Origin of the sequence: Vandammella animalimorsus, assembly GCF_002288875.1 — a bacterium.
In the GTDB taxonomy this organism is placed as follows: Bacteria; Pseudomonadota; Gammaproteobacteria; order Burkholderiales; family Burkholderiaceae_C; genus Lampropedia; species Lampropedia animalimorsus.
Genome location: NZ_NTBH01000001.1, coordinates 400,250 through 421,771, shown reverse-complemented (window position 1 = coordinate 421,771; position 21,522 = coordinate 400,250). Strand labels below are relative to the sequence as shown.

The following is a 21,522-nucleotide window of genomic DNA, read 5'->3' as shown; positions in this document are numbered from 1 at the left end:
ATGATACGCAACAAAACCAACGCCAAGCCGCAGCCTTGGCTACGGCGGGAAACTCGCTAACTCTTATATAAGACATAAGAATTGAGCGATGGGTATAAACCCGGGTACAATGCCGGGTTGCGCGCTGGCTTGCGACTGCTGTTTGGGTGTGGCCTTTGTGGCCTGTCGTGCTGACAGTGGTGCAACGCGCCGTTTTCCTTCAAACCTAGTGGAGTTTTCGTATGAGCAAAAAAGCCGCACGCGTCGCGGTGACTGGCGCTGCCGGTCAGATTGGTTATGCCCTGTTGTTTCGTATCGCCTCGGGCGAGATGTTGGGCAAGGATCAACCCGTGATCCTGCAATTGCTGGAAATTCCCGACGAAAAAGCCCAGAAAGCGCTGCAAGGCGTGATCATGGAGTTGCAAGACTGCGCCTTCCCGCTGCTCGAAGGCATTGTGGCCACGGGCGACCCTGAAGTGGCCTTCAAGGATGCCGACTACGCCCTGCTGGTGGGCGCCCGTCCGCGCGGCCCTGGCATGGAGCGCGCCGATCTGCTGGCCGCCAACGCCCAGATCTTCACTGCCCAGGGCAAGGCCCTGAACAAAGTGGCCAGCCGCGACGTGAAAGTGCTGGTGGTGGGCAACCCGGCCAACACCAATGCCTACATCGCCATGAAGAGCGCGCCCGATCTGCCGCGCGAGAACTTCACCGCCATGCTGCGCCTGGACCACAACCGCGCCGCCAGCCAGATCGCCGAGAAAACCGGCGGCAAAGTCGGCGAGATCGAAAAACTCACCGTCTGGGGCAACCACTCGCCCACCATGTACGCCGATTACCGCTTTGCCACCATCGGCGGCAAATCCGTCAAGGACACCATCAACGATCAGGAATGGAATGCCAACGTGTTCCTGCCCACCGTGGGCAAGCGCGGCGCTGCCATCATTGAGGCGCGTGGCCTGTCCTCGGCCGCATCGGCCGCCAACGCCGCCATCGACCACATGCGCGACTGGGCGCTGGGCTCCAAGGGCCAGTGGGTCACCATGGGCGTGCCTTCCAACGGCGAATACGGCATTCCCAAGGACGTGATCTTCGGCTTTCCCGTGACCACCGAGAACGGCAAGTACAAGATCGTCGAGGGCCTGGAAATCGACGCCTTCAGCCAGGAGCGCCTGGACAAGACGCTGGCCGAGCTGCAGGACGAGCAGGACGGCGTCAAGCACCTGCTGTAAATTGGCACAAGCGCTTGCACCTGCATTCTCGCGGGTGCGGCGCTTTTGTCTTGCCCTCTTGCAACGCCTTCCTTCGTCCATCGCACTATGTCTGCCGCTTCTTCCCACCCCCGTAACGTCCTGCTCGGAGCCCAGGCATCGGCCTGGTTGCTGCCAGTGTGTGACCACTACAGCGGTGTGGAGGCGCGCATGCGCAAAAGCCTGCAGCTGCAGGCCGAGATGGCCCAGGAGTTTGGCGCCTGCGTGTTCGACGTCACGTTGGACTGCGAGGACGGCGCGCCCGTGGGCGGCGAGCGCGAGCATGCCGCCTTGGTGGTGGAGCTGCTGCGGGGCGTGGCCCCCGGCATGCGGGTTGCAGCGCGCGTGCATGCGGTGGATCACCCCAGCTTTGCTGAGGATGTGGCCTGCATTGTTGGCCAGGCGCATCAGCGCATGTGCCATTTGATGGTACCCAAGGTCGAGAGCCTGCAGGACGTGCAGCGCGCAGTGGCCCATGTCGACGCCGCAGGCGGCGTTGCCTTGCCGCTGCATGTGTTGATCGAGTCGCCACTGGCAGTGCACAACGCGTTCGAGATTGCTGCGCACCCGCGCGTGCAGTCGCTCAGCTTTGGGTTGATGGATTTTGTTTCGGCCCATGGCGGGGCCATTGGCGCCGATGCCATGGGCGTGAGCGGGCAGTTTCGCCACCCGATGGTGCTGCGCGCCAAGCTGGACATGGCCGCCGCCTGCCACGCACACGGCAAGACGCCGTCGCACTGCGTCGTGACCGAGTTTTCCGATACAAAGGCCATGGCTGCCGCAGCACGCCAGGCCAGCCGCGAGCTGAGCTACACGCGCATGTGGAGCATCCACCCGGCGCAGATCCGCCCAATCTTGCAGGCCTTCGCGCCCGATGCCGCCGAGATCGAGGCCGCATGCCAGATCATCGAGGCGGCCCAGGCGGCGCAGTGGGCGCCGATCAGCCACCAAGGTGTGCTGCACGATCGAGCCAGCTACCGCTACTACTGGCAGGTGTTGGAACGTGCCTGGCGCACCGGCCAGTCTTTGCCGCATGCGGTGCGTGCCTGGTTGGCGGCCTGATGCGTGTGCAGGGGCATTGGTCTTGTTTTTCCGTAGTTGGTGCCGAATACGTTCCAATACGGCCCATGGCGTGGCGCTCGTGAACTCTGCTGGCAGATGGCACGGTAATAGCTCAGCCCTTTCTTCAACTCACCCCAACGATTGAACCACCATGCGAGTGTTATCGAAACTCCCCGTACTGGCCTTGGCCGCATACGCCTTGGCGGGCTGTGACATGGGAACGCTGCCGTTTTTGAGCAAGGCCAATGGTGCCTCCATGCCTGCAGTCCAGACAGGCGGCCAGCAAGATCAAGCCATCGCCGACCCGCCAGCGCCTGCGCCAGGGCAGTTTGGCAAGGCCCCCGCAGCGCAGGCTGCACAGGCGCAACAGCCCGCGCCGCTGACCGGGATCGACTACGTCATCAGCAAGGTCAAGCGCGGTGATTTCCTTTGTGCAGGCGCTGTGACGATCAACGTCAGTGACGCCGCAGATAACCCGCGTGAGTTCGTCATCAAGAGCAAAAGCTTTGAGTTCCGCATGGTGCCCGTAGTCACCGCCAGCGGTGCCGTGCGCTTGGAAAATGAAGCCAAAGGAGTGATCTGGCTGCAAGTGGCTAACCGCGCCATGCTGATGAATCAGAAAAAAGGCCAGCGCATGGCTGCAGAGTGCTTGGCCAAGACCTGATGCCCAGCACTTGAACATGCACTGCCCAAGCACAACCTAAAACGAAACCGATCAATAGCCCCAGGAGAAAAAACATGCTCAATGAGTACCGCCAACACGCCGCCGAGCGCGCCGCGCTCGGCATCCCGCCGCTGCCGCTGGACGCCAAGCAGACTGCCGAGCTGATCGAGCTCATCAAAAACCCGCCAGCAGGTGAAGAAGAATTCCTGATGGAGTTGCTCACGCACCGCGTGCCGCCGGGCGTGGACGATGCGGCCAAGGTCAAGGCCAGCTTCCTGGCCGCCGTGGCGCATGGCGACGTGCAGGTTGGCCTGATCTCCAAGGCCAAGGCCACCGAGCTGCTGGGCACCATGGTGGGCGGCTACAACGTGCACCCGCTGATCGAGCTGCTGGACGACGCCGAAGTGGCCGACGTGGCCGCCGAGGCGCTGAAGAAGACGCTCTTGATGTTCGACTTCTTCAACGACGTGGCCGAAAAAGCCAAGGCCGGTAACGCCAAGGCCAAGGAAGTCATGCAAAGCTGGGCCGATGCCGAGTGGTTCACCAGCCGCCCCAAGGTGGAGGAGAAGATCACCGTCACCGTGTTCAAGGTGCCCGGCGAGACCAACACCGACGACCTCTCGCCCGCGCCCGACGCCTGGAGCCGCCCGGACATCCCGCTGCACTACCTGGCCATGCTGAAAAACACCCGGCCTGACGCGGCCTTCAAGCCCGAGGAAGACGGCAAGCGCGGCCCCATCCAGTTCATCGAGGACCTGAAGAAGAAAGGCCACTTGGTCGCCTACGTGGGCGACGTGGTGGGCACCGGCTCGTCGCGCAAGTCCGCCACCAACAGCGTGATCTGGGCCACGGGTCAGGACATCCCCTTCGTGCCCAACAAGCGCTTTGGCGGCGTCACGCTGGGCGGCAAGATCGCGCCCATCTTCTTCAACACGCAGGAAGACTCCGGCGCGCTGCCCATCGAGGTGGACGTGAGCCAGATGGAAATGGGCGACGTGATCGACATCTTCCCCTACGAGGGCAAGATCGAGAAAAACGGCCAGAAGATCGCCGACTTCCAGCTCAAGAGCGAAGTGCTGCTGGACGAAGTGCAGGCCGGCGGTCGCATCAACCTCATCATCGGCCGCTCGCTCACGGCCAAGGCGCGCGAGGCCCTGGGCCTGCCCGCCTCCACCGAATTCCGCCTGCCCAAGGCCCCGGTCGATACCGGCAAGGGCTTCACGCTGGCGCAAAAAATGGTGGGCCGCGCCTGCAGCCTGCCCGAAGGCCAGGGCATCCGCCCCGGCACCTATTGCGAGCCGCGCATGACCACCGTGGGCAGCCAGGACACCACCGGCCCCATGACCCGCGACGAGCTCAAAGACCTGGCCTGCCTGGGCTTTTCCGCCGACATGGTGATGCAGTCCTTCTGCCACACCGCCGCTTACCCCAAGCCGGTCGATGTGAAGACGCATCGCGAGTTGCCCGCCTTCATCAGCAACCGCGGCGGCGTGGCCCTGCGCCCGGGTGACGGCGTGATCCACTCCTGGCTCAACCGCCTGCTGCTGCCCGACACCGTGGGCACGGGCGGCGACTCGCACACGCGCTTTCCGATCGGCATCAGCTTCCCCGCAGGCTCCGGCCTGGTCGCCTTTGGCGCAGCGACTGGCGTGATGCCGCTGGACATGCCCGAGAGCGTGCTGGTGCGCTTCAAGGGCGAGCTGCAACCGGGCGTCACCCTGCGCGACCTGGTGCACGCCATCCCGCTGTACGCCATCAAGGCCGGGCTGCTGACGGTGGCCAAGGCCGGCAAGAAAAACATCTTCTCCGGCCGCATCCTGGAAATTGAAGGTCTGCCCGACCTGAAGGTGGAACAAGCCTTTGAACTCTCCGACGCCTCCGCCGAGCGCTCGGCCGCCGGCTGTACCATCAAGCTCAACAAAGAGCCGATCATCGAGTACCTGACCTCCAACATCGTGCTCATGAAAAACATGATCGCCGATGGCTACGAGGACGCCAAAACCCTGGCGCGCCGCATCGAGAAAGTGGAGCAATGGCTGGCCAAGCCCGAGCTGCTGGAAGCCGACGCTGACGCCGAATATGCCGCCGTGATCGAGATCGACATGAACGAGATCAAGGAGCCCATCGTCTGCTGCCCCAACGACCCAGACGACGCCAAGTTCCTCTCCGAAGTGGCGGGCGAGAAGATCGACGAAGCCTTCATCGGCTCGTGCATGACCAACATCGGCCACTTCCGCGCCGCGGCCAAACTGCTGGGCGGCCAACGCGACATCCCCGTCAAGCTGTGGGTGGCCCCGCCCACCAAGATGGACCAGAACGAGCTGATCAAGGAAGGCCACTACGCCGCCTTCGGCACCGCTGGCGCGCGCACCGAAATGCCCGGCTGCTCGCTGTGCATGGGCAACCAGGCGCAGGTGCGCGAGGGCGCGACGGTGATCTCCACCAGCACGCGCAACTTCCCCAACCGCCTGGGCAAGAACACCAACGTCTACCTGGGCAGCGCCGAGCTGGCCGCCATCGCCTCGCGCCTGGGCTACCTGCCCACGCCCGAGGAATACCTCAAGGAAATGGGCGTGATCGACGCCGACAAGGCCAGCGTGTACCGCTACATGAATTTCAACGAAATTCCCGAGTATGCGGAAGTGGCCGAAGGCGTAAAGAACGCGCTGGAGCAACATCCCTAACGGTCACATCCCGCACGCTTTGATGTTTTTGCGTGATCACTGAAGTAAAAACGGCACCGCGTTGTGGTGCCGTTTTTTTGCTTTGGCGGGGGGGCTTGCGCAGCACCACGCTGTTGAAGTAGGAGCTTGACAGGCGCCAGGGATTGGAGTTTGCCCTGCCCAGAATTTGAAATGGCTGCGGATGCTTGCTTGTACACTCGGCGGGTTACGAATTGTTTGACCCTGCCGTCCTTTGGAAAGCCCATGAGTACTTCTGAATTCAAGTCACACAGTATTTCCGACTGGGAAAAAGCCGCCAACAAGACCGCGCCCGGTGGTGATTGGCAGAACCTGAACTGGACCACGCCCGATGGCATCGTCGTCAAGCCCCTGTACACGGCTGAGGACACCAAGGATTTGCCCTACACGAACACACTGCCGGGGCTGGAGCCGTTCATCCGCGGGCCGCAGGCCACCATGTACGCTGGCCGCCCCTGGACGATCCGCCAGTACGCGGGCTTTTCCACGGCGGAAGAATCCAACGCTTTCTATAAAAAGGCGCTGGCTGCAGGCGGGCAGGGCGTTTCCGTGGCGTTCGACTTGGCCACGCACCGCGGCTACGACTCCGACCACCCGCGCGTGACGGGCGACGTGGGCAAGGCCGGGGTGGCCATCGATTCGGTCGAGGATATGAAAATCCTGTTCGACGGCATTCCGCTGGACAAGGTGTCGGTCTCCATGACCATGAACGGTGCGGTGTTGCCGATTCTGGCCGGCTACGTGGTGGCGGCCGAGGAGCAGGGCGTTTCGCAGGATCAGCTGGCGGGCACGATCCAGAACGACATCCTCAAAGAATTCATGGTGCGTAACACCTACATCTACCCGCCCAAGCCGTCCATGCGCATCATCGGCGACATCATCGAGTACACGGCGCAGAACATGCCCAAGTTCAACTCGATCTCCATCTCCGGCTATCACATCCAGGAGGCGGGCGCCAACCAGTCGCTGGAGCTGGCCTTCACGCTGGCCGACGGCAAGGAGTATGTGAAGACCGCACTGGCCAAGGGCATGGACGTGGACGCCTTTGCCGGCCGCCTGTCCTTCTTTTGGGCGGTGGGCATGAACTTCTACCTGGAAATCGCCAAGATGCGCGCCGCGCGCCTGCTGTGGTGCCGCATCATGAAGGAGTTCAACCCCAAGAACCCCAAGAGCCTGATGCTGCGCACGCACAGCCAGACCTCGGGTTGGTCGCTGACCGAGCAAGACCCCTACAACAACGTGGTGCGCACCACCATCGAGGCCATGGCGGCCGTCTTCGGCGGCACGCAAAGTCTGCACACCAACGCGCTGGACGAGGCCATTGCCCTGCCCACGGAATTCTCCGCCCGCATTGCGCGCAACACCCAGCTCATTATTCAAGAAGAGACGCACATCACCAGCGTGGTCGATCCCTGGGCGGGCAGCTACCTGATGGAAAAGCTCACCCAAGACATGGCCGATGCTGCCTGGGCCATCATTGAAGAAGTCGAGCAAATGGGCGGCATGACGCAAGCGGTCGATTCAGGCTGGGCCAAGCTCAAGATCGAGGCCGCCGCCGCTGAAAAACAAGCGCGCATCGACAGCGGCAAGGACGTGATCGTCGGCGTCAACAAATACAAACTGGCCAAGGAAGACCCGGTCGAAATCCTGGAAATCGACAACATGAAAGTGCGCGATGGCCAGATCGCGCGGCTGAAAAAAATCCGCGAAACCCGCGACAGCGCTGCCGTGCAGGCCGCGTTGGATGCGCTCACCGCCGCGGCCGAGAGCGGCCAAGGCAACTTGCTGGATTTGTCCATCAAAGCCATCCGCCTGCGCGCCACGGTGGGCGAGGTTTCTGATGCGCTGGAAAAAGTCTTTGGGCGCCACCGCGCCGATACGCAAAAGGTCACTGGTGTGTACGCTGCCGCTTACGACTCGGCCGAAGGCTGGGAAAAACTCAAGCAGGAAATCAACCAATTTGCCGAAGAACAAGGCCGCCGCCCGCGGGTGATGATTGCCAAGCTCGGGCAGGACGGGCACGACCGAGGCGCCAAAGTGGTGGCCACGGCCTTTGCCGATCTGGGCTACGACGTGGACATGGGCCCGCTGTTCCAGACCCCCGAAGAGTGCGCGCGCCAGGCCATTGAAAACGACGTGCACGCCGTGGGCGTCTCCACCCTGGCTGCAGGCCACAAAACCTTGGTGCCGGCCATCATTGCCGAGCTGAAAAAACAGGGCGCAGACGACATCATCGTCTTCGTCGGTGGCGTGATCCCGGCGCAGGACTACGACTTTCTGTTCCAGGCAGGCGTCAAAGGCGTGTATGGCCCGGGCACCCCCATCCCGGCCAGCGCCAAGGACGTGTTGGAGCAAATCAGGAAAGCCGTGGCCCTTGAGGGTTGAAGTGGCTCTCGTGATACAGTAATACGGCAATTGATCTTTTGGGAGTTGCATCATGGCCGTATCTGTTCGCATGGAACCGCTGCTGGAAAAAGAGCTGGAGCTGGCCGCTCAGCGCAAAGGCATCACCAAGTCGCAATTCATCATCGACGCGGTAGAGCGTGCGCTGGGGCGCAAGGACCCGTATCAGCTTTTTCTCAAGGTGAAAGCTGAGTCTGCACAGGATCCTGATGCGCAAAGACTGGCCCAGGCTTTCGTGGCTGAGCCTGGCGTGCCCTACGACACCGAGGCCGCGCGCGCCGCGTTGATCGCCAAGCTGAAAGCCAAGCATGGCATCAGCCTTGATTGACGCCAGCGCCCTGGTGGCCCTTTTTGGCCCGGGCCAGCCCCACGGTGAGCGCTACCGCGACCTGCTGGAGCTCGCCGGTCTGGAGCGCTGGGTGCTCTCCACCACTTGGCCTTGCGTAGTGGAAGCCAGCTATCTGCTGGCACCGCCGCAGCGCTTTGACATGCTCAACTGGCTGGGCGAGGGGGCGGTCTCGGTCTTCCCATTCGGCCAGGAGGCATTGCTGGATTTTGTGCCGCTGATGCGGCGCTACACCGAGCGCCCCCGCACCGAGATGGACTTGGCCGATGCGTCGCTCTACTGGCTGGCGGCTGATACGGGCATCACCCGCATCATGACGCTGGACAAGCGCGATTTTTCACGCTATCGGCTGCCCGATGGGCGGGCGTTCGAGATTTTGTGAGGCGTCTGCCATGCGCATTCCTTTGGCACGAGAAGAGAACTTTGACATGCAAGAAATTCGAGGCGCTCAATATGCTGTCGCGCCGCCAATCACAGCATGGCTGCGTTGGGAGGCACTCACGGGCCTGTTGCTGGCGCTCGGGCTCTATGCTCATATGGACTTTGCCTGGGGCAAGTTTGCCCTGTACTTTTTGCTTCCGGATGTGGCCTTGCTGGCTTACCTCTTCTGCAATGCGCATTACGCGGCCTGGCTCTATAACCTGACCCACAACACCATAGGCGCTGCGCTGCTGGGGGTGATGGCGTTGGCTTGGAATATGCCCGTGCTCTTGCAAGCCAGCCTGATCTGGTTTGCTCATGCCTGCTTTGACCGCGCATTGGGCTACGGCCTGAAATACGGGCTAGGCTTTCATGTGACGCACTTGGGTGTCATCGGCTTGCGCGGCTTGGGGAAAAAGCGGGCTCAAGAGGAGCGGGCATGATGAATACCCTCATGCAGGATCACATCCTGCACGGCAACGCCGCGCAGCAACGCCGCGCCATGGCCAAGGCCATCACGCTGCTGGAATCCACCCGCGCTGACCACCGGGCGCAGGGCGATGAGCTGCTCACGCAACTGCTGCCTCACACCGGCAAAGCCTTGCGCCTGGGCATCAGCGGCGTGCCGGGCGTGGGCAAGTCCACCTTCATCGAGGCCCTGGGCATTCACCTGATTGAGCAAGGCCACCGCGTGGCGGTGCTCAGCATCGATCCGTCCTCCAGCGTCTCGGGTGGCTCCATCCTGGGCGACAAGACGCGCATGGAAAAGCTCTCCGTCAACGAGCGCGCCTACATCCGCCCCAGCCCCAGCGGCGGCAACCTGGGCGGCGTGGCCGAAAAAACCCGCGAGGCCATGCTGGTGTGCGAGGCTGCGGGCTACGACGTGGTGATTGTGGAGACCGTCGGCGTGGGCCAAAGCGAAACCGCCGCCTGGGGCATGACCGACATGTTCGTGCTGCTGCAACTGCCCAACGCGGGCGACGATCTTCAGGCCATCAAAAAAGGCGTGATGGAAATGGCCGACCTGGTGGTCATCAACAAGGCCGACATCGACCCCAAAGCAGCCACGCGGGCGCAGGCGCAAATCACTTCATCGCTGCGGCTGTTGGGCATGCACGGCACGGCCGAGCAGCACGATGGGCGGCACTGGTCGCCCAAGGTGATCCAGATCAGCGCCTTGCTAGGCCAAGGGGTGGAGAACTTCTGGGCCACAGTGAGCGAATACCGCCAGCTGCAGACCGACAATGGCGAACTGGCCCAGCGCCGCCAGCGCCAGAACATGGCCTGGATGTGGGAGCGCATCGACGCCGGCCTCAAGCTCGCCTTCCGCCAACACGAGGCTGTGCGCCAGCGCCTGCCGCAGCTGCAGCAGCAAGTGCTGGGCGGTCAGCTGGCAGCCTCCACAGCGGCGCGCCAGCTGCTCGACGCCTATGGCGCTGCCTCGACCGCCACGGTGGCCAAGGCCGCAGACAACACCTCAGAGAGCGCGGGCGCTGATCGCCCGGCCTCTTCATAGCGCCGCACACTGCCATGGCAGTGTGCGCAAACCGTAGACAATGCGCGGTTGCCGCCCTGGGGGCTCCAGCCGCAAGCCATTCGATCGACCCAAAGGAAGACCATGCAAGACATCGTTGAAAAACTCAAAGAAAAACGCGCCCAGGCCCGCATGGGCGGCGGGCAAAAGCGCATCGATGCGCAGCACGCCAAGGGCAAGCTGACTGCGCGCGAGCGCATCGAGCTGCTGCTCGACGAAGGCACGTTTGAAGAATGGGACATGTTCGTCGAGCACCGCTGCTCCGACTTCGGCATGCAGGACACCAAAATCCCCGGCGACGGCGTCGTTACCGGCTACGGCATGATCAACGGCCGCCTGGTGTTCGTCTTCAGCCAGGACTTCACCGTCTTCGGCGGCGCGCTCTCCGAGGCCCATGCCGAGAAAATCGTCAAGATCATGCAGCAGGCCATGAAGGTCGGCGCCCCGGTCATCGGCCTGAACGATTCGGGCGGCGCGCGCATCCAGGAAGGCGTGGCCTCGCTGGGCGGCTATGCCGACGTGTTCCAGCAAAACGTGCTGGCCTCGGGCGTCATCCCGCAAATCAGCGTCATCATGGGCCCCTGCGCAGGCGGCGCCGTGTACTCGCCGGCCATGACGGACTTCATCTTCATGGTCAAGGATTCGAGCTACATGTTCGTCACCGGCCCCGAAGTCGTCAAAACCGTCACCCACGAAGAAGTCACCGCCGAAGAACTCGGCGGCGCGCTCACCCACAGCAGCAAGAGCGGCGTGGCCGACATGGCCTTCGAGAACGATGTCGAAGCCCTGATGATGGTGCGCAGGCTCTACAACTACCTGCCGCTGTCCAACCGCGAAAAACCGCCCGTGCGCCCCACCAGCGACCCGGCCGACCGCATGGACTACAGCCTCGACACCCTGGTGCCTGCCAACCCCAACCTGCCCTACGACATCAAGGAGCTCATCCTCAAAGTCGTGGACAACGACGACTTCTTCGAGCTGCAACCGGACTACGCCAAGAACATCGTCATCGGCCTGGCGCGCATGAACGGCCAGACCGTGGGCATCGTCGCCAACCAGCCGCTGGTGCTGGCCGGCTGCCTGGACATCAAGAGCAGCATCAAGGCCGGGCGCTTCGTGCGCTTTTGCGACGCCTTCAACATCCCCATCGTCACCTTCGTGGACGTGCCCGGCTTCATGCCCGGCACCGCGCAGGAATATGGCGGCATCATCAAGCACGGCGCCAAGCTGCTTTTTGCCTACGCCGAGGCCACCGTGCCCAAGATCACCGTCATCACCCGCAAAGCCTATGGCGGCGCCTACGACGTGATGGCCTCCAAGCACCTGCGCGGCGACGTCAACCTGGCTTGGCCCAACGCCGAAATCGCCGTCATGGGCGCCAAGGGCGCGGTGGAAATCATCTTCCGCCAGGACAAGAACGACCCGGAAAAACTCGCCGCCCGCGAGGCCGAATACAAAGCCCGCTTTGCCAACCCCTTCGTTGCAGGCGCGCGCGGCTTCATCGACGACGTCATCCACCCGCACGAAACCCGCAAGCGCATCTGCCGCAGCCTGACCATGCTCAAGGACAAGCAGCTGGACAACCCCTGGCGAAAGCACGACAACATTCCGCTGTAATGGCTTCAATCAATGGTTCTGATATGAGCGGTAGAGTGCATAAAATGAGCTCAATCGCTCATATTTGGACAATTGATATGGATTGTGCATTGCATGTTGTCTCTGACTCCCCCCGAATCGGTCTGCCAAGCGCTGGGCGAGCGCCTGCGCGCGCTGCGGCTGGCGCGCAACATCTCGCAGCAGGAGTTGGCCGCGATGGCCGACGCTTCGCTGTCGTCCATCCGGCGGCTGGAGGCTTCGGGCCAGGCCTCGCTGGAGCTGCTGGTGCGCGTGGCGCAGGCCTTGCAGGTGGCGCAGGCGCTCGATGCCTTGTTCGTGCACGTGCCGCAAACCATCGCCCAGGCCGAGCAGCAGGCCGCCGCCGCCCGGCGCCAGCGCGCCAGCAAGCGCGCGCGGGGCGCACCTGGCGCATCTGGCGGAGCGGGTGCATGAACCTGAGCCTGTCGCCCATCACGCGCCTGAACGTCTTTTATGGCGGCTGGGGCGAGCGCTGGCTGGCCGGGCAATTGGCGCAGGTGGGTGGCCGCCTGCTGTTTGAGTATTCGCGCGAGGCCATTGAGCGCGGGCGCGAGTTCTCGCCCCTGCACGCGCCTCTGCCGCGTGCGGGCGCTGCGCCTGCGGCCTTGACCGGGCCGGCCCATGCGCACGGTTTGCCAGGCTTCATTGCCGATGCGCTGCCCGACGGCTGGGGCATGCTGCTGATGGATCGCGCCCTGCGCCGCCAGGGGCGCGATCCGCGCGCCGTGTCCGTGCTGGAGCGTCTGGCCATGGTGGGCGAATCAACCATGGGCGCATGGTCTTTCGAGCCTGCGCACCCTTTGGCCGAGCCTTTGCCCGCAGGCCTCAGCCTGGCCGCGCTGGCGCGCGACGTGCAAAGCCTGCTGGCCAGCGTGGAAGAAGGGCCGGATGCCACGCCCGAGGCCCAGTTGCAGCGCCTGCTGCTGGTGGGCGGCTCGCCCCAGGGCGCACGCCCCAAGGCCTTGCTGCGTTGGATGCCAGAGGCAGCGCGTTTCATGGCCGACACGCCTGTCACGTCCGATGCGTCAGCCGCCCAGGCCCAGGGCGAACCCTGGCTGATCAAGTTCCCCGCATGGGGAGAGCACCGCGAGGTTTGCGCCATCGAAACGCTGTACGCCCGCCTGGCGCGCGCTGGCGGCATGGACATGCCCGAGCCGCGCCACTTCGCGCTGGCTGGCGGCCACGCCGCCTTTGGCGTGCGGCGCTTCGACCGCCTGCGCCTGCCCGGCAGCGGCGCTGAAGTGCGCGTGCCCATGCTCAGCCTGGCCGCCGCGCTGCACGCCGACCACCGCCTGCCTGCGCTGGACTACAGCACCGTTCTGCTGGCTACCGCGCGCCTGACGGGCGATTACCGCGAAACCCTCAAGGCGTTCGAGCGCTGCGTGTTCAACGTGCTCACCCACAACCGCGACGACCACGCCAAGAACTTTGCCTACCTGATGGACGCCGATGGCCGCTGGCGCCTCTCGCCCGCGTTCGACATGACGTTCAGCCACGGCCCCGGCGCCGAGCACAGCACCAGCGTAGCCGGCGAAGGCCGCACCCCCGGTCGCCGCCAGCTGCTGCAAGTGGCGCGCCAAGGCGGCATCAAGCCCAAGGACGCCGAGCGCGTCATTGAGCACTGGCTGCAAGCCCTGCAACCGGCGCCTGATCTTTTGCAGGACTTACCCATCCGCGCCACGACGATGCAGCAGATGCGCGCAGCCTTGACGCCGGTGTGGCAGGCGGTGCAAAGCCACTGAAGCCCAATTTGTTCCTACCATGATGAACACCCAAACCATCCGCAGCCGCGACTTCAGCGCCGACCGCCCCTGGGGCAGCCTGCCCATTGCCAGCATGAACGGCGTGACCGTCAAGCTGCACTGGACCGACCAGCCCTACATCTGGCACGTCAACGACGGTGAAGAAGTCTTTGCCGTCATGGACGGCGCGGTAGACATGCACTACCGCCAAGGCGGTCAGGAACACGTGGCGCACCTGCAAGCGGGCGATATCTTCTACGCCGGCATCGGCGCCGAGCACGTGGCGCACCCCAGGGGCCAGGCGCGCATTCTCGTGATCGAGAAGGAAGGCAGCGTGTGAGCATTCCGCAAGCCAGTGCGATCAAGGCGGCCTTGCCGTCCCCAGCACCCGCAGCGCGCAAACACGGGACCAAGCGCATGAGCGCCGCCGCGCAGGATTACCCGGCCTTAAAAAACGTGCTTGCCCACCAGATCGACAGCCAGAGCTACGAAAAATCGCTGCTCGGCCAGACCAATTTCGACCAGACGCTGACTGCGGACTTGCGCGCGCAGGCCAAGCTGGCCGTGAAAGACGAATACACCTTTCAGGAAATAAACCGTGCATGCTCAAGAAAATCCCCATTGTCAACCGCGACGAAAACGCGGCTTTATCAAACCGCCTGCTGCGCGCAGCGCAGGCAGGTGATTTAGTCGCCCGCACGCCAGTCATTAGCTGAAAGGCCCATCGCATATGTTCAAGAAAACCCTCATCGCCAACCGCGGCAAAAACACCGTTTCACCCAATGGCCTGCTGCGCGCAGCGCAGGCAGGCGATTTCGTCGCTTCCACGTCAGTCATTAGCTGAAAGGCCCATCGCACATGTTCAAGAAAATTTTGATCGCCAACCGCGGCGAAATCGCCTGCCGCGTCATTGCCACGGCCAAGAAAATGGGCATTGCCACCGTGGCCGTGTATTCCGACGCCGACAAGGAGGCGCGCTTTGTGCAAATGGCCGACGAGGCCGTGCGCCTGGGGCCGCCGCCTTCGCGCGAGTCCTACCTGCTGGGCGACAAGATCATCGAAGTGGCCAAAGCCACGGGGGCCGAGGCCATCCACCCCGGCTATGGCTTCTTGAGCGAGAACGAGGAGTTCGCGCGCAAGGTGGAGGAAAACGGCATCGCCTTCATCGGCCCCAAATACGAGGCCATTGCCGCCATGGGCGACAAGATCGCCTCCAAGAAGCTGGCCAACGAGGCCAAGGTCAACACCATCCCCGGCTACAACGATCCGATCGACACTGCCGAGCAGGCCGTGGAAATCGCCAAGGGCATTGGCTACCCGGTGATGATCAAGGCCAGCGCCGGCGGCGGCGGCAAGGGCCTGCGCGTGGCCTTCAACGACAAGGAGGCGCTGGAAGGCTTCGAGTCCTGCCGCAACGAGGCGCGCAACTCCTTTGGCGACGACCGCGTGTTCATCGAGAAATTCGTCGAGCAGCCGCGCCACATCGAAATCCAGGTGCTGGGCGATGCGCACGGCAACGTGGTCTACCTGCACGAGCGCGAGTGCTCCATCCAGCGCCGCCACCAGAAGGTGATTGAGGAAGCGCCTTCGCCCTTTATCAGCGCCGAAACCCGCAAGGCCATGGGCGAGCAGGCCGTGGCGCTGGCCAAGGCGGTGAAGTACCAGAGCGCGGGCACGGTGGAATTTGTGGTGGGCAAGAACCAGGACTTTTACTTCCTGGAGATGAACACCCGCCTGCAGGTGGAGCACCCGGTGACCGAGTGCATCACCGGGCTGGATCTGGTGGAGCAAATGATCCGCGTGGCCGCCGGTGAAAAACTCGCCTTCACCCAGGCCGATGTGAAGCTGGAGGGCTGGGCCATCGAGTGCCGCATCAACGCCGAGGATCCGTTCCGCAACTTCCTGCCCTCTACCGGGCGGCTGGTGCGCTTTGCCCCGCCTGCGCAAAACCTGTTCCAGGGCCAGGCCAGCACGGATTTGGGCGTGCGCGTGGACACGGGCGTGTATGAGGGCGGCGAGATCCCGATGTACTACGACTCCATGATCGCCAAGCTCATCGTGCATGGCAAGGATCGCGCGGACGCCATTGCCCGTATGCGCGAGGCGCTCAACGGCTTTGTCATCCGCGGCATCAGCAGCAACATCCCGTTCCAGGCGGCGCTGCTGTCGCACCCGGATTTCGTCTCGGGCAACTTCAACACCGGCTTTATCGCCCAGCACTACCCCGAAGGCTTCCGCGCCGAGGATGTGCGCCACGATGAGCCTGAATTCTTGCAGGCGCTGGCGGTGTGGACGACGTTGCGTTTCCGCGACCGCGCCAGCCGCATCTCCGGCCAGTTTGCCGGCCAGGAAGTGCGCGTGGGCAAGGAGTTCGTCGTCGTTGAGCTCGATGCGCGCCAGGGCCAGCACACTTACGTGGATGCGCTGGTCGAGCAGTACGACCACGAGCAGGACGACAAGGCCGTGGTCGTGATCGGCGGCAAGCGTTACGAGCTGCAGGCGCAGACTGTGCTGGGCCACCAGGTGGCGGTGCAGGGCATGGTCAACGGCCAGCCCTTCACGGCGCAGATCGAGCGCGGCGTGGGCAAGAGCCCGCTGGCGCTGCGCATCAGCCACAACGGACGCCAGATCGAGGCCATGGTGCTGTCCACGCGCCGCGCCGAGCTGTTTCGCCTCATGCCCTTCAAGGCGCCGCCCGATCTGTCCAAGTTCCTGCTCTCGCCCATGCCGGGGCTGCTGGTCAACGTCGAGGTCGAGCCTGGCCAGAAGGTGCAGGCCGGCGAGCGCCTGGCGGTGATCGAGGCCATGAAGATGGAGAATGTGCTGTTTGCCGCGCAGGATGGCGTGGTCAGCAAGGTCGTCGCCAGCAAGGGCGAGTCGCTGGCCGTGGACCAGGTGATCCTCGAATTCGAGTGATGCACCGCTGACCTGCATGGGCATGCGGCATGGCTTGCGCACCAGGCCATGCCGCAGCGCCTTGCGCCCTGTGCCCTGCGGCTGTGCCCAGGGCCATTGCCTGCTTGGGGGGAAGAATCGCCATGAACATGAACTATGTACACATCGTCGCCTTGCTGGCCATCGCCCAGTTTTTGGCCTTTGGCGCGCTGGTGGGCCGCATGCGTGCAAAGTACGGCGTCAAGGCGCCGGCCATGACCGGGCATGAAATGTTCGAGCGCGCGTTGCGCGTGCAGATGAACACGCTGGAGCAGCTGGTGTGCTTTCTGCCCGCATTGCTGATTGCCAGCCTGTACTGGCCCAATGCCGTGATCGCTGCCATCGGAGTGGTCTACCTGGCAGGGCGGCTGCTGTACTGCCGCCAGTACCTGGCCGATCCGGCCAGTCGCGCGCCCGGCTTTTTGCTCAGCGTCATCCCCAACATGGTGCTGCTGCTGGCAGCGCTGGCCGGGGCGCTGTTGCGCCAGCCGGCGTGATTTTTTGGGGGGGGCTCCAATGGCGATTGGCCTGCGCTTTGGCATGAAGTGCGACCCATCTGGCGCACTGGCTCGTGCCAGAGTGGCCCAGGCGAAGAACAATCAGGCCGGGCTGCAGGCCGCTGGCACAGGCGGCCTCTGAATGCAGCACAACGCATTGCAACGCACACCGGAGGCTGCGCCCCGCCGCGGGCGCGGCCATGAGAAAAAGGACGGAGATGGAAAACTACACCACACCACTTGAGGCCCCCGCTGCGCAGTTCGATGGCGGCCAGCCACTGGTCTTTCACACGCCGCGCAGCAAAAAAACGCCAGCCGATGCCAAGCCCCAGCGCTGGAGCGTGGAGGCCGTCCAGCAACTGCTGGATTTACCTTTCATGGACTTGCTCTACCAGGCCCAGACCGTGCACCGCCAACACTGGCCCAAGGGCGATGTGGAGTTGGCCACGCTGCTGTCGGTCAAGACCGGCGGTTGCCCCGAGAACTGCGGCTATTGCCCGCAATCGGCGGAGTACGACACGGGCGTGAAGGCGCAAAAGCTCATGGCCGTGGACGAAGTGCGCGCCGCCGCCCAGGCCGCCAAGGACGCGGGCGCGACCCGCTTTTGCATGGGCGCAGCCTGGCGCGCGCCCAAGGACCGCGACATCGAAAAAGTCGTCGAGCTGATTGCCGCCGTCAAAGGCCTGGGCATGGAAACCTGCGCCACCATGGGCATGCTCCAGCCGCACCAGGCCAAGGCCCTGCGCGCCGCCGGGCTGGATTACTACAACCACAACCTCGACACAGCGCCCGAATACTACGAATCGGTGGTCGATACCCGCAACTACCAGGACCGCCTCGACACCCTGCAGGCCGTGCGCGATGCGGGCATCAACGTCTGCTGCGGCGGCATCATCGGCATGGGCGAGGCGCCCGTGCACCGCGCCGGGCTGATCGCGCAGCTCGCCAACCTCGATCCCTACCCCGAATCCGTGCCCATCAACAGCCTGGTGCCCGTGCCTGGCACGCCGCTGGCCGATTCCGACCCCGTCGATCCGCTGGACTTCGTGCGCATCATCGCCGTGGCCCGCATCACCATGCCCAAGGCGCGCGTGCGCCTCTCCGCCGGCCGCCAGCAACTGGGCGAAGCCGTGCAGGCCCTGTGCTTTCTGGCCGGGGCCAACTCCATCTTCTACGGCGACAAGCTGCTGGTCACCGGCAACCCCGAGGCCGGCGACGACGCCCGCCTGCTGGCCAAGCTGGGCATCAACGGCCGCCACACCCAGGTCGAGGACGAACACCACGCCCACAGCCACGCCCATCTGAACATCCAGCAAGGCGCAGCCCGCTGACGCCAGGGCTTTCAAGGAGAAACAACACATGAGCACCCAAGCAACACGCCCCTTCAAGGTGCTGGGTATCCAGCAAATCGCCATCGGCGCGCTGAGCAAGGGCAAACTGCGCCAGCTGTGGGTTGACGCCCTGGGGCTGCAAGTGACTGGCCACTTCCGCAGCGAGCGCGAGAACGTTGACGAAGACATCCTCAGCATGGGCCAGGGCCCCTACAAGGTCGAGGTCGATCTGATGCAGCCCATCGACCCCGAAGGCAAACCGGCCGTGCACGCCACGCCGCTCAACCACGTTGGCCTGTGGATCGACGACCTGCCCAAAGCCGTCGAGTGGCTCAGCAGCCAGGGCGTGCGCTTTGCCCCCGGCGGCATCCGCAAGGGCGCAGCCGGCCACGACATCTGCTTTCTGCACCCCAAGGCCAATGACGAATTCCCCATCTCGGGCGAAGGCGTGCTGATCGAACTGGTACAGGCCCCGCCGGAGGTGATTGCGGCGCTGGGGTGATGGGCGTTTGCGGCCGGCCTTGTGTGCCCTGATGTGTGCCTTTGTTCAAGCCAAAGAAAGGAACCCGTCATGAACCTGAACCGCATCGCCTGCATTGCCGTGCTGCTGGCGGCCAGTCTGGCCTTTTCGCCCTGGGTGCAGGCTGAGGAACCGAAGTCGGAATTCGCTGTTGTTCAGGCCGAGGCGCAAAAAGGGGATGCGCATTCGCAGTACGTTTTGGGATTGATGTATGACCTAGGCGAAGGCGTACGCCAGGACGATGCCCAGGCCGTGGAGTGGTACCGCAAAGCCGCGCAGCAGGGGCATGCGGAAGCGCAATTCATCCTTGGGGCGAGCTATGCCGAAGGCCAAGGTGTGCGCCAGGACTATGCCAAAGCAATGGAGTGGTATCGCAAAGCTGCGCAGCAGGGGCATGCAGATGCGCAACGCAACCTGGGGGTGATGTATGACCTAGGCCAAGGCGTGCGCCAGGACTACGCCAAAGCAATGGAGTGGTACCGCAAAGCTGCGCACCAGGGGGAAGCGAAGGCGCAATACAACTTGGGAGTGATGTATGCCCAAGGCCAAGGCGTGCGCCAAGACTACGCCAAAGCAATGGAGTGGTTCCGCAAAGCTGCGTACCAGGGAGAAGCGAAGGCGCAATACAACTTGGGAGTGATGTACGACCAAGGCCAAGGTGTGCGCCAGGACTATGCCAAAGCAATGGAGTGGTATCGCAAAGCTGCGCAGCAGGGGCATGCGAAGGCGCAATACAACCTGGGGGTGATGTATGACGAAGGCCAAGGCGTCAGACAAAACACCGCTACAGCCAAAGAATGGTTCGGCCAAGCCTGTGACAACGGCCTTCAAGAAGGCTGCGACGAATACGCCCGCTTGAACAAGGCAGGTTTTTGAGCACCATCAGATGAAGCAACGGTGCTTTTTTTGAGCGCACAGAAAGAGCGAGCGGATTGGGGCCGTAGCAAGAGCGAGGGAGTGCCACTGGTTGGCGTATGTTTTTGTAGTGCCGCCACAGGCTTTTGGAAAGGAATGAGATGACACGCATTCTGGAATCGTTCTGGCGCGCCCTGGTCGACAGCTTTCGGCCGCGCATCATCGCCTTGTCGCTGCTGCCGCTGGGGCTGATCATTGCCGCCAGCCTGTTGCTGGGCTATCTGTACTGGGACAGCGCCACCGCTGCCATGGCTACTTGGATGGAGGGCAGCAGCATTTGGGGCTGGTTCGATGCGCGGCTGGTCGAGCTGGGCTTTGCCAATGCCACGGCGTTTTTTGCCCAGCTGCTGGTGGTGATGCTGGTCACGCCGCTGCTGATCGTGCTCAGCCTGATGCTGGTGAGCCTGTTCATGACGCCGATGATGGCCAAGGATGTGGCCGGGCGGCGCTTTCCGGGGCTGGAGCGGCGCGGCGGCAACCAGTTCTTTCAGAGCCTGGGCTGGTCGCTGCTGTCCACCGCCATGGCCTGCATGGCGCTGCTGGCCACGCTGGTGCTGTGGCTGATCCCGCCGCTGGCGCTGGTGCTGCCGCCGCTGATCTGGGGCTGGCTGGCCTATCGCATCCTGAGCTTCGATGCGCTGGCGCAGTACGCCAGCCCTGCCGAGCGGCGCCAGATCATGGCCCGGCACCGCTGGCCGCTGTTGCTCATCGGCGTGCTGTGCGGCTTCCTCAGCGCTGCGCCCAGCGTGGTCTGGGCCTCGGGCCTGATCTTTGCCGTGGCCTTCGTGGTGCTGATCCCGCTGGCCGTCTGGCTGTTCACCTGGGTGTTTGCGCTCACTTCGCTGTGGTATGCGCATTACTGCCTGGATGTCTTGGCCGCGCAGCGCGGCCCGCTGGCAATGGCGCCGTCGACCCCGCCGACCCCGCCGACCCCGCCGACCCCGCCGACCCCGCCGACCCCGCCGACCCCGCCGACCCCGCCTGTGCCGCCTGTGCCGCCGTTGCCCAGCCCTGTGCCGCCCCAGCCGCCTTCCACCCCGGCGCTGCCATCTGCTGACGACGTGGGCGATACCGGCCCCGGTGCGACGCCCGATGCCGCCGCTGACGAGGCGCGCCGCGCGGACTCTGCGCCAGCGCCCGTGGCTGGCGCTGCAGCCCCTGGCCCTTTGGGCAATGCCCAGTCCGATGCTGGGGCAGCGTCTGCCCAGCAGCGGCCTGCCCAGGGATCGACAGGCGCAGCAGGCGCTGCAGGTGCGGTGGCCACGCCAGTGCCGCAGTCGCCCACGCCACAGCCGCCAGAGGCCAGCGCCCCTGCGCAGCCCAGCGCGTCGCCCGCGGCTGAGTCAGGGTCGGAGCCAGGATCGTCCAGCGCCTCGGCATCCGCCTGAAAGCCTGCCCGGCGCCGCTGGGCAGGGTGCGCAGCTATGGTATGGTTTGCGCCGGCCTGCGCACGCAGGCCGTTTTGCCGCTGCCCGCACGGGAGGCCCTGGGGCTGGTGGCGCATTGATCTGTTCTGGAGCGTGTGATGCACTTTGCGCGGGGGCGTGAAGCGCATCACATGCTCTAAGCCCCGACGAGAACAAAGCAAAGA

Annotated in this window: 19 protein-coding genes and 1 pseudogene; all 20 read left to right on the top strand. The window is 64.0% G+C overall.

Annotated features, from left to right (window positions below; all coding sequences use genetic code 11):
- Positions 1–221 precede the first annotated feature (221 nt).
- The 20 genes and pseudogenes from CLI93_RS01745 (at position 222) to CLI93_RS01650 (ending at position 21,319) form a co-directional block, all read left to right on the top strand.
- On the top strand, positions 222–1,208 hold the full coding sequence (locus CLI93_RS01745; protein ID WP_095541349.1) for a malate dehydrogenase: 987 nt from the start codon (positions 222–224) through the stop codon (positions 1,206–1,208).
- A gap of 87 nt (positions 1,209–1,295) precedes the next feature.
- Complete coding sequence (locus tag CLI93_RS01740) at positions 1,296–2,288, top strand: HpcH/HpaI aldolase/citrate lyase family protein (RefSeq protein ID WP_095541350.1); 993 nt, start codon at positions 1,296–1,298, stop codon at positions 2,286–2,288.
- Positions 2,289–2,439: 151 nt separating this feature from the next.
- Positions 2,440–2,952: a hypothetical protein gene (locus CLI93_RS01735; protein ID WP_143326316.1), complete on the top strand. Its 513-nt coding sequence runs from the start codon at positions 2,440–2,442 to the stop codon at positions 2,950–2,952.
- Between the two features lie 74 nt (positions 2,953–3,026).
- Entirely contained in the window at positions 3,027–5,636 is a 2,610-nt protein-coding gene (gene acnB, locus CLI93_RS01730; RefSeq protein WP_095541352.1) for a bifunctional aconitate hydratase 2/2-methylisocitrate dehydratase, read from the top strand.
- Between the two features lie 243 nt (positions 5,637–5,879).
- Entirely contained in the window at positions 5,880–8,039 is a 2,160-nt protein-coding gene (scpA, locus tag CLI93_RS01725) for a methylmalonyl-CoA mutase (RefSeq protein WP_095541353.1), read from the top strand.
- A gap of 52 nt (positions 8,040–8,091) precedes the next feature.
- A complete protein-coding gene (locus CLI93_RS01720; RefSeq protein WP_143326317.1) occupies positions 8,092–8,385 on the top strand; it encodes a hypothetical protein in 294 nt (97 codons plus the stop codon).
- Positions 8,366–8,785 carry a type II toxin-antitoxin system VapC family toxin gene (locus CLI93_RS01715; protein WP_095541355.1) on the top strand — a complete coding sequence of 140 codons (420 nt, stop codon included), beginning with the start codon at positions 8,366–8,368 and terminating at the stop codon, positions 8,783–8,785. Before CLI93_RS01720 ends, CLI93_RS01715 begins: the two co-directional genes overlap by 20 nt.
- Positions 8,786–8,795: 10 nt before the next feature.
- Positions 8,796–9,266, top strand: coding sequence for a DUF4260 domain-containing protein (locus CLI93_RS01710; RefSeq protein WP_172425510.1), 471 nt, complete (start codon positions 8,796–8,798; stop codon positions 9,264–9,266).
- Complete coding sequence (meaB, locus tag CLI93_RS01705) at positions 9,263–10,339, top strand: methylmalonyl Co-A mutase-associated GTPase MeaB (protein WP_095995637.1); 1,077 nt, start codon at positions 9,263–9,265, stop codon at positions 10,337–10,339. The genes CLI93_RS01710 and meaB overlap by 4 nt, the downstream gene beginning before the upstream one ends.
- Positions 10,340–10,441: 102 nt before the next feature.
- A complete protein-coding gene (locus CLI93_RS01700; RefSeq protein ID WP_095995636.1) occupies positions 10,442–11,974 on the top strand; it encodes an acyl-CoA carboxylase subunit beta in 1,533 nt (510 codons plus the stop codon).
- Between the two features lie 93 nt (positions 11,975–12,067).
- Positions 12,068–12,406: a helix-turn-helix domain-containing protein gene (locus CLI93_RS01695; RefSeq protein ID WP_095995635.1), complete on the top strand. Its 339-nt coding sequence runs from the start codon at positions 12,068–12,070 to the stop codon at positions 12,404–12,406.
- The gene (locus tag CLI93_RS01690) at positions 12,403–13,734 is read left to right on the top strand and encodes a type II toxin-antitoxin system HipA family toxin (RefSeq protein ID WP_238946603.1); all 1,332 of its coding nucleotides are present in this window, start codon (positions 12,403–12,405) and stop codon (positions 13,732–13,734) included. The genes CLI93_RS01695 and CLI93_RS01690 overlap by 4 nt, the downstream gene beginning before the upstream one ends.
- 22 nt (positions 13,735–13,756) lie before the next feature.
- Positions 13,757–14,074, top strand: a complete 318-nt coding sequence (locus tag CLI93_RS01685; RefSeq protein WP_238944916.1) for a cupin domain-containing protein — start codon at positions 13,757–13,759, stop codon at positions 14,072–14,074.
- A 110-nt stretch (positions 14,075–14,184) separates the two neighbouring features.
- Positions 14,185–14,319: pseudogene (locus CLI93_RS15590) on the top strand (DUF1016 domain-containing protein); the annotation flags it as partial.
- A gap of 273 nt (positions 14,320–14,592) precedes the next feature.
- The gene (gene accC / locus CLI93_RS01675) at positions 14,593–16,650 is read left to right on the top strand and encodes an acetyl-CoA carboxylase biotin carboxylase subunit (protein WP_095995634.1); all 2,058 of its coding nucleotides are present in this window, start codon (positions 14,593–14,595) and stop codon (positions 16,648–16,650) included.
- A gap of 122 nt (positions 16,651–16,772) precedes the next feature.
- Entirely contained in the window at positions 16,773–17,165 is a 393-nt protein-coding gene (locus CLI93_RS01670; protein WP_238945980.1) for an MAPEG family protein, read from the top strand.
- A 218-nt stretch (positions 17,166–17,383) separates the two neighbouring features.
- On the top strand, positions 17,384–18,496 hold the full coding sequence (gene bioB, locus CLI93_RS01665; protein ID WP_095541364.1) for a biotin synthase BioB: 1,113 nt from the start codon (positions 17,384–17,386) through the stop codon (positions 18,494–18,496).
- 28 nt (positions 18,497–18,524) lie between these two features.
- Complete coding sequence (locus CLI93_RS01660) at positions 18,525–18,998, top strand: VOC family protein (RefSeq protein WP_095995633.1); 474 nt, start codon at positions 18,525–18,527, stop codon at positions 18,996–18,998.
- A gap of 69 nt (positions 18,999–19,067) precedes the next feature.
- Positions 19,068–19,892, top strand: a complete 825-nt coding sequence (locus CLI93_RS15520; RefSeq protein WP_095995632.1) for a tetratricopeptide repeat protein — start codon at positions 19,068–19,070, stop codon at positions 19,890–19,892.
- A gap of 140 nt (positions 19,893–20,032) precedes the next feature.
- A complete protein-coding gene (locus tag CLI93_RS01650; protein ID WP_095995631.1) occupies positions 20,033–21,319 on the top strand; it encodes an EI24 domain-containing protein in 1,287 nt (428 codons plus the stop codon).
- Positions 21,320–21,522 lie beyond the last annotated feature (203 nt).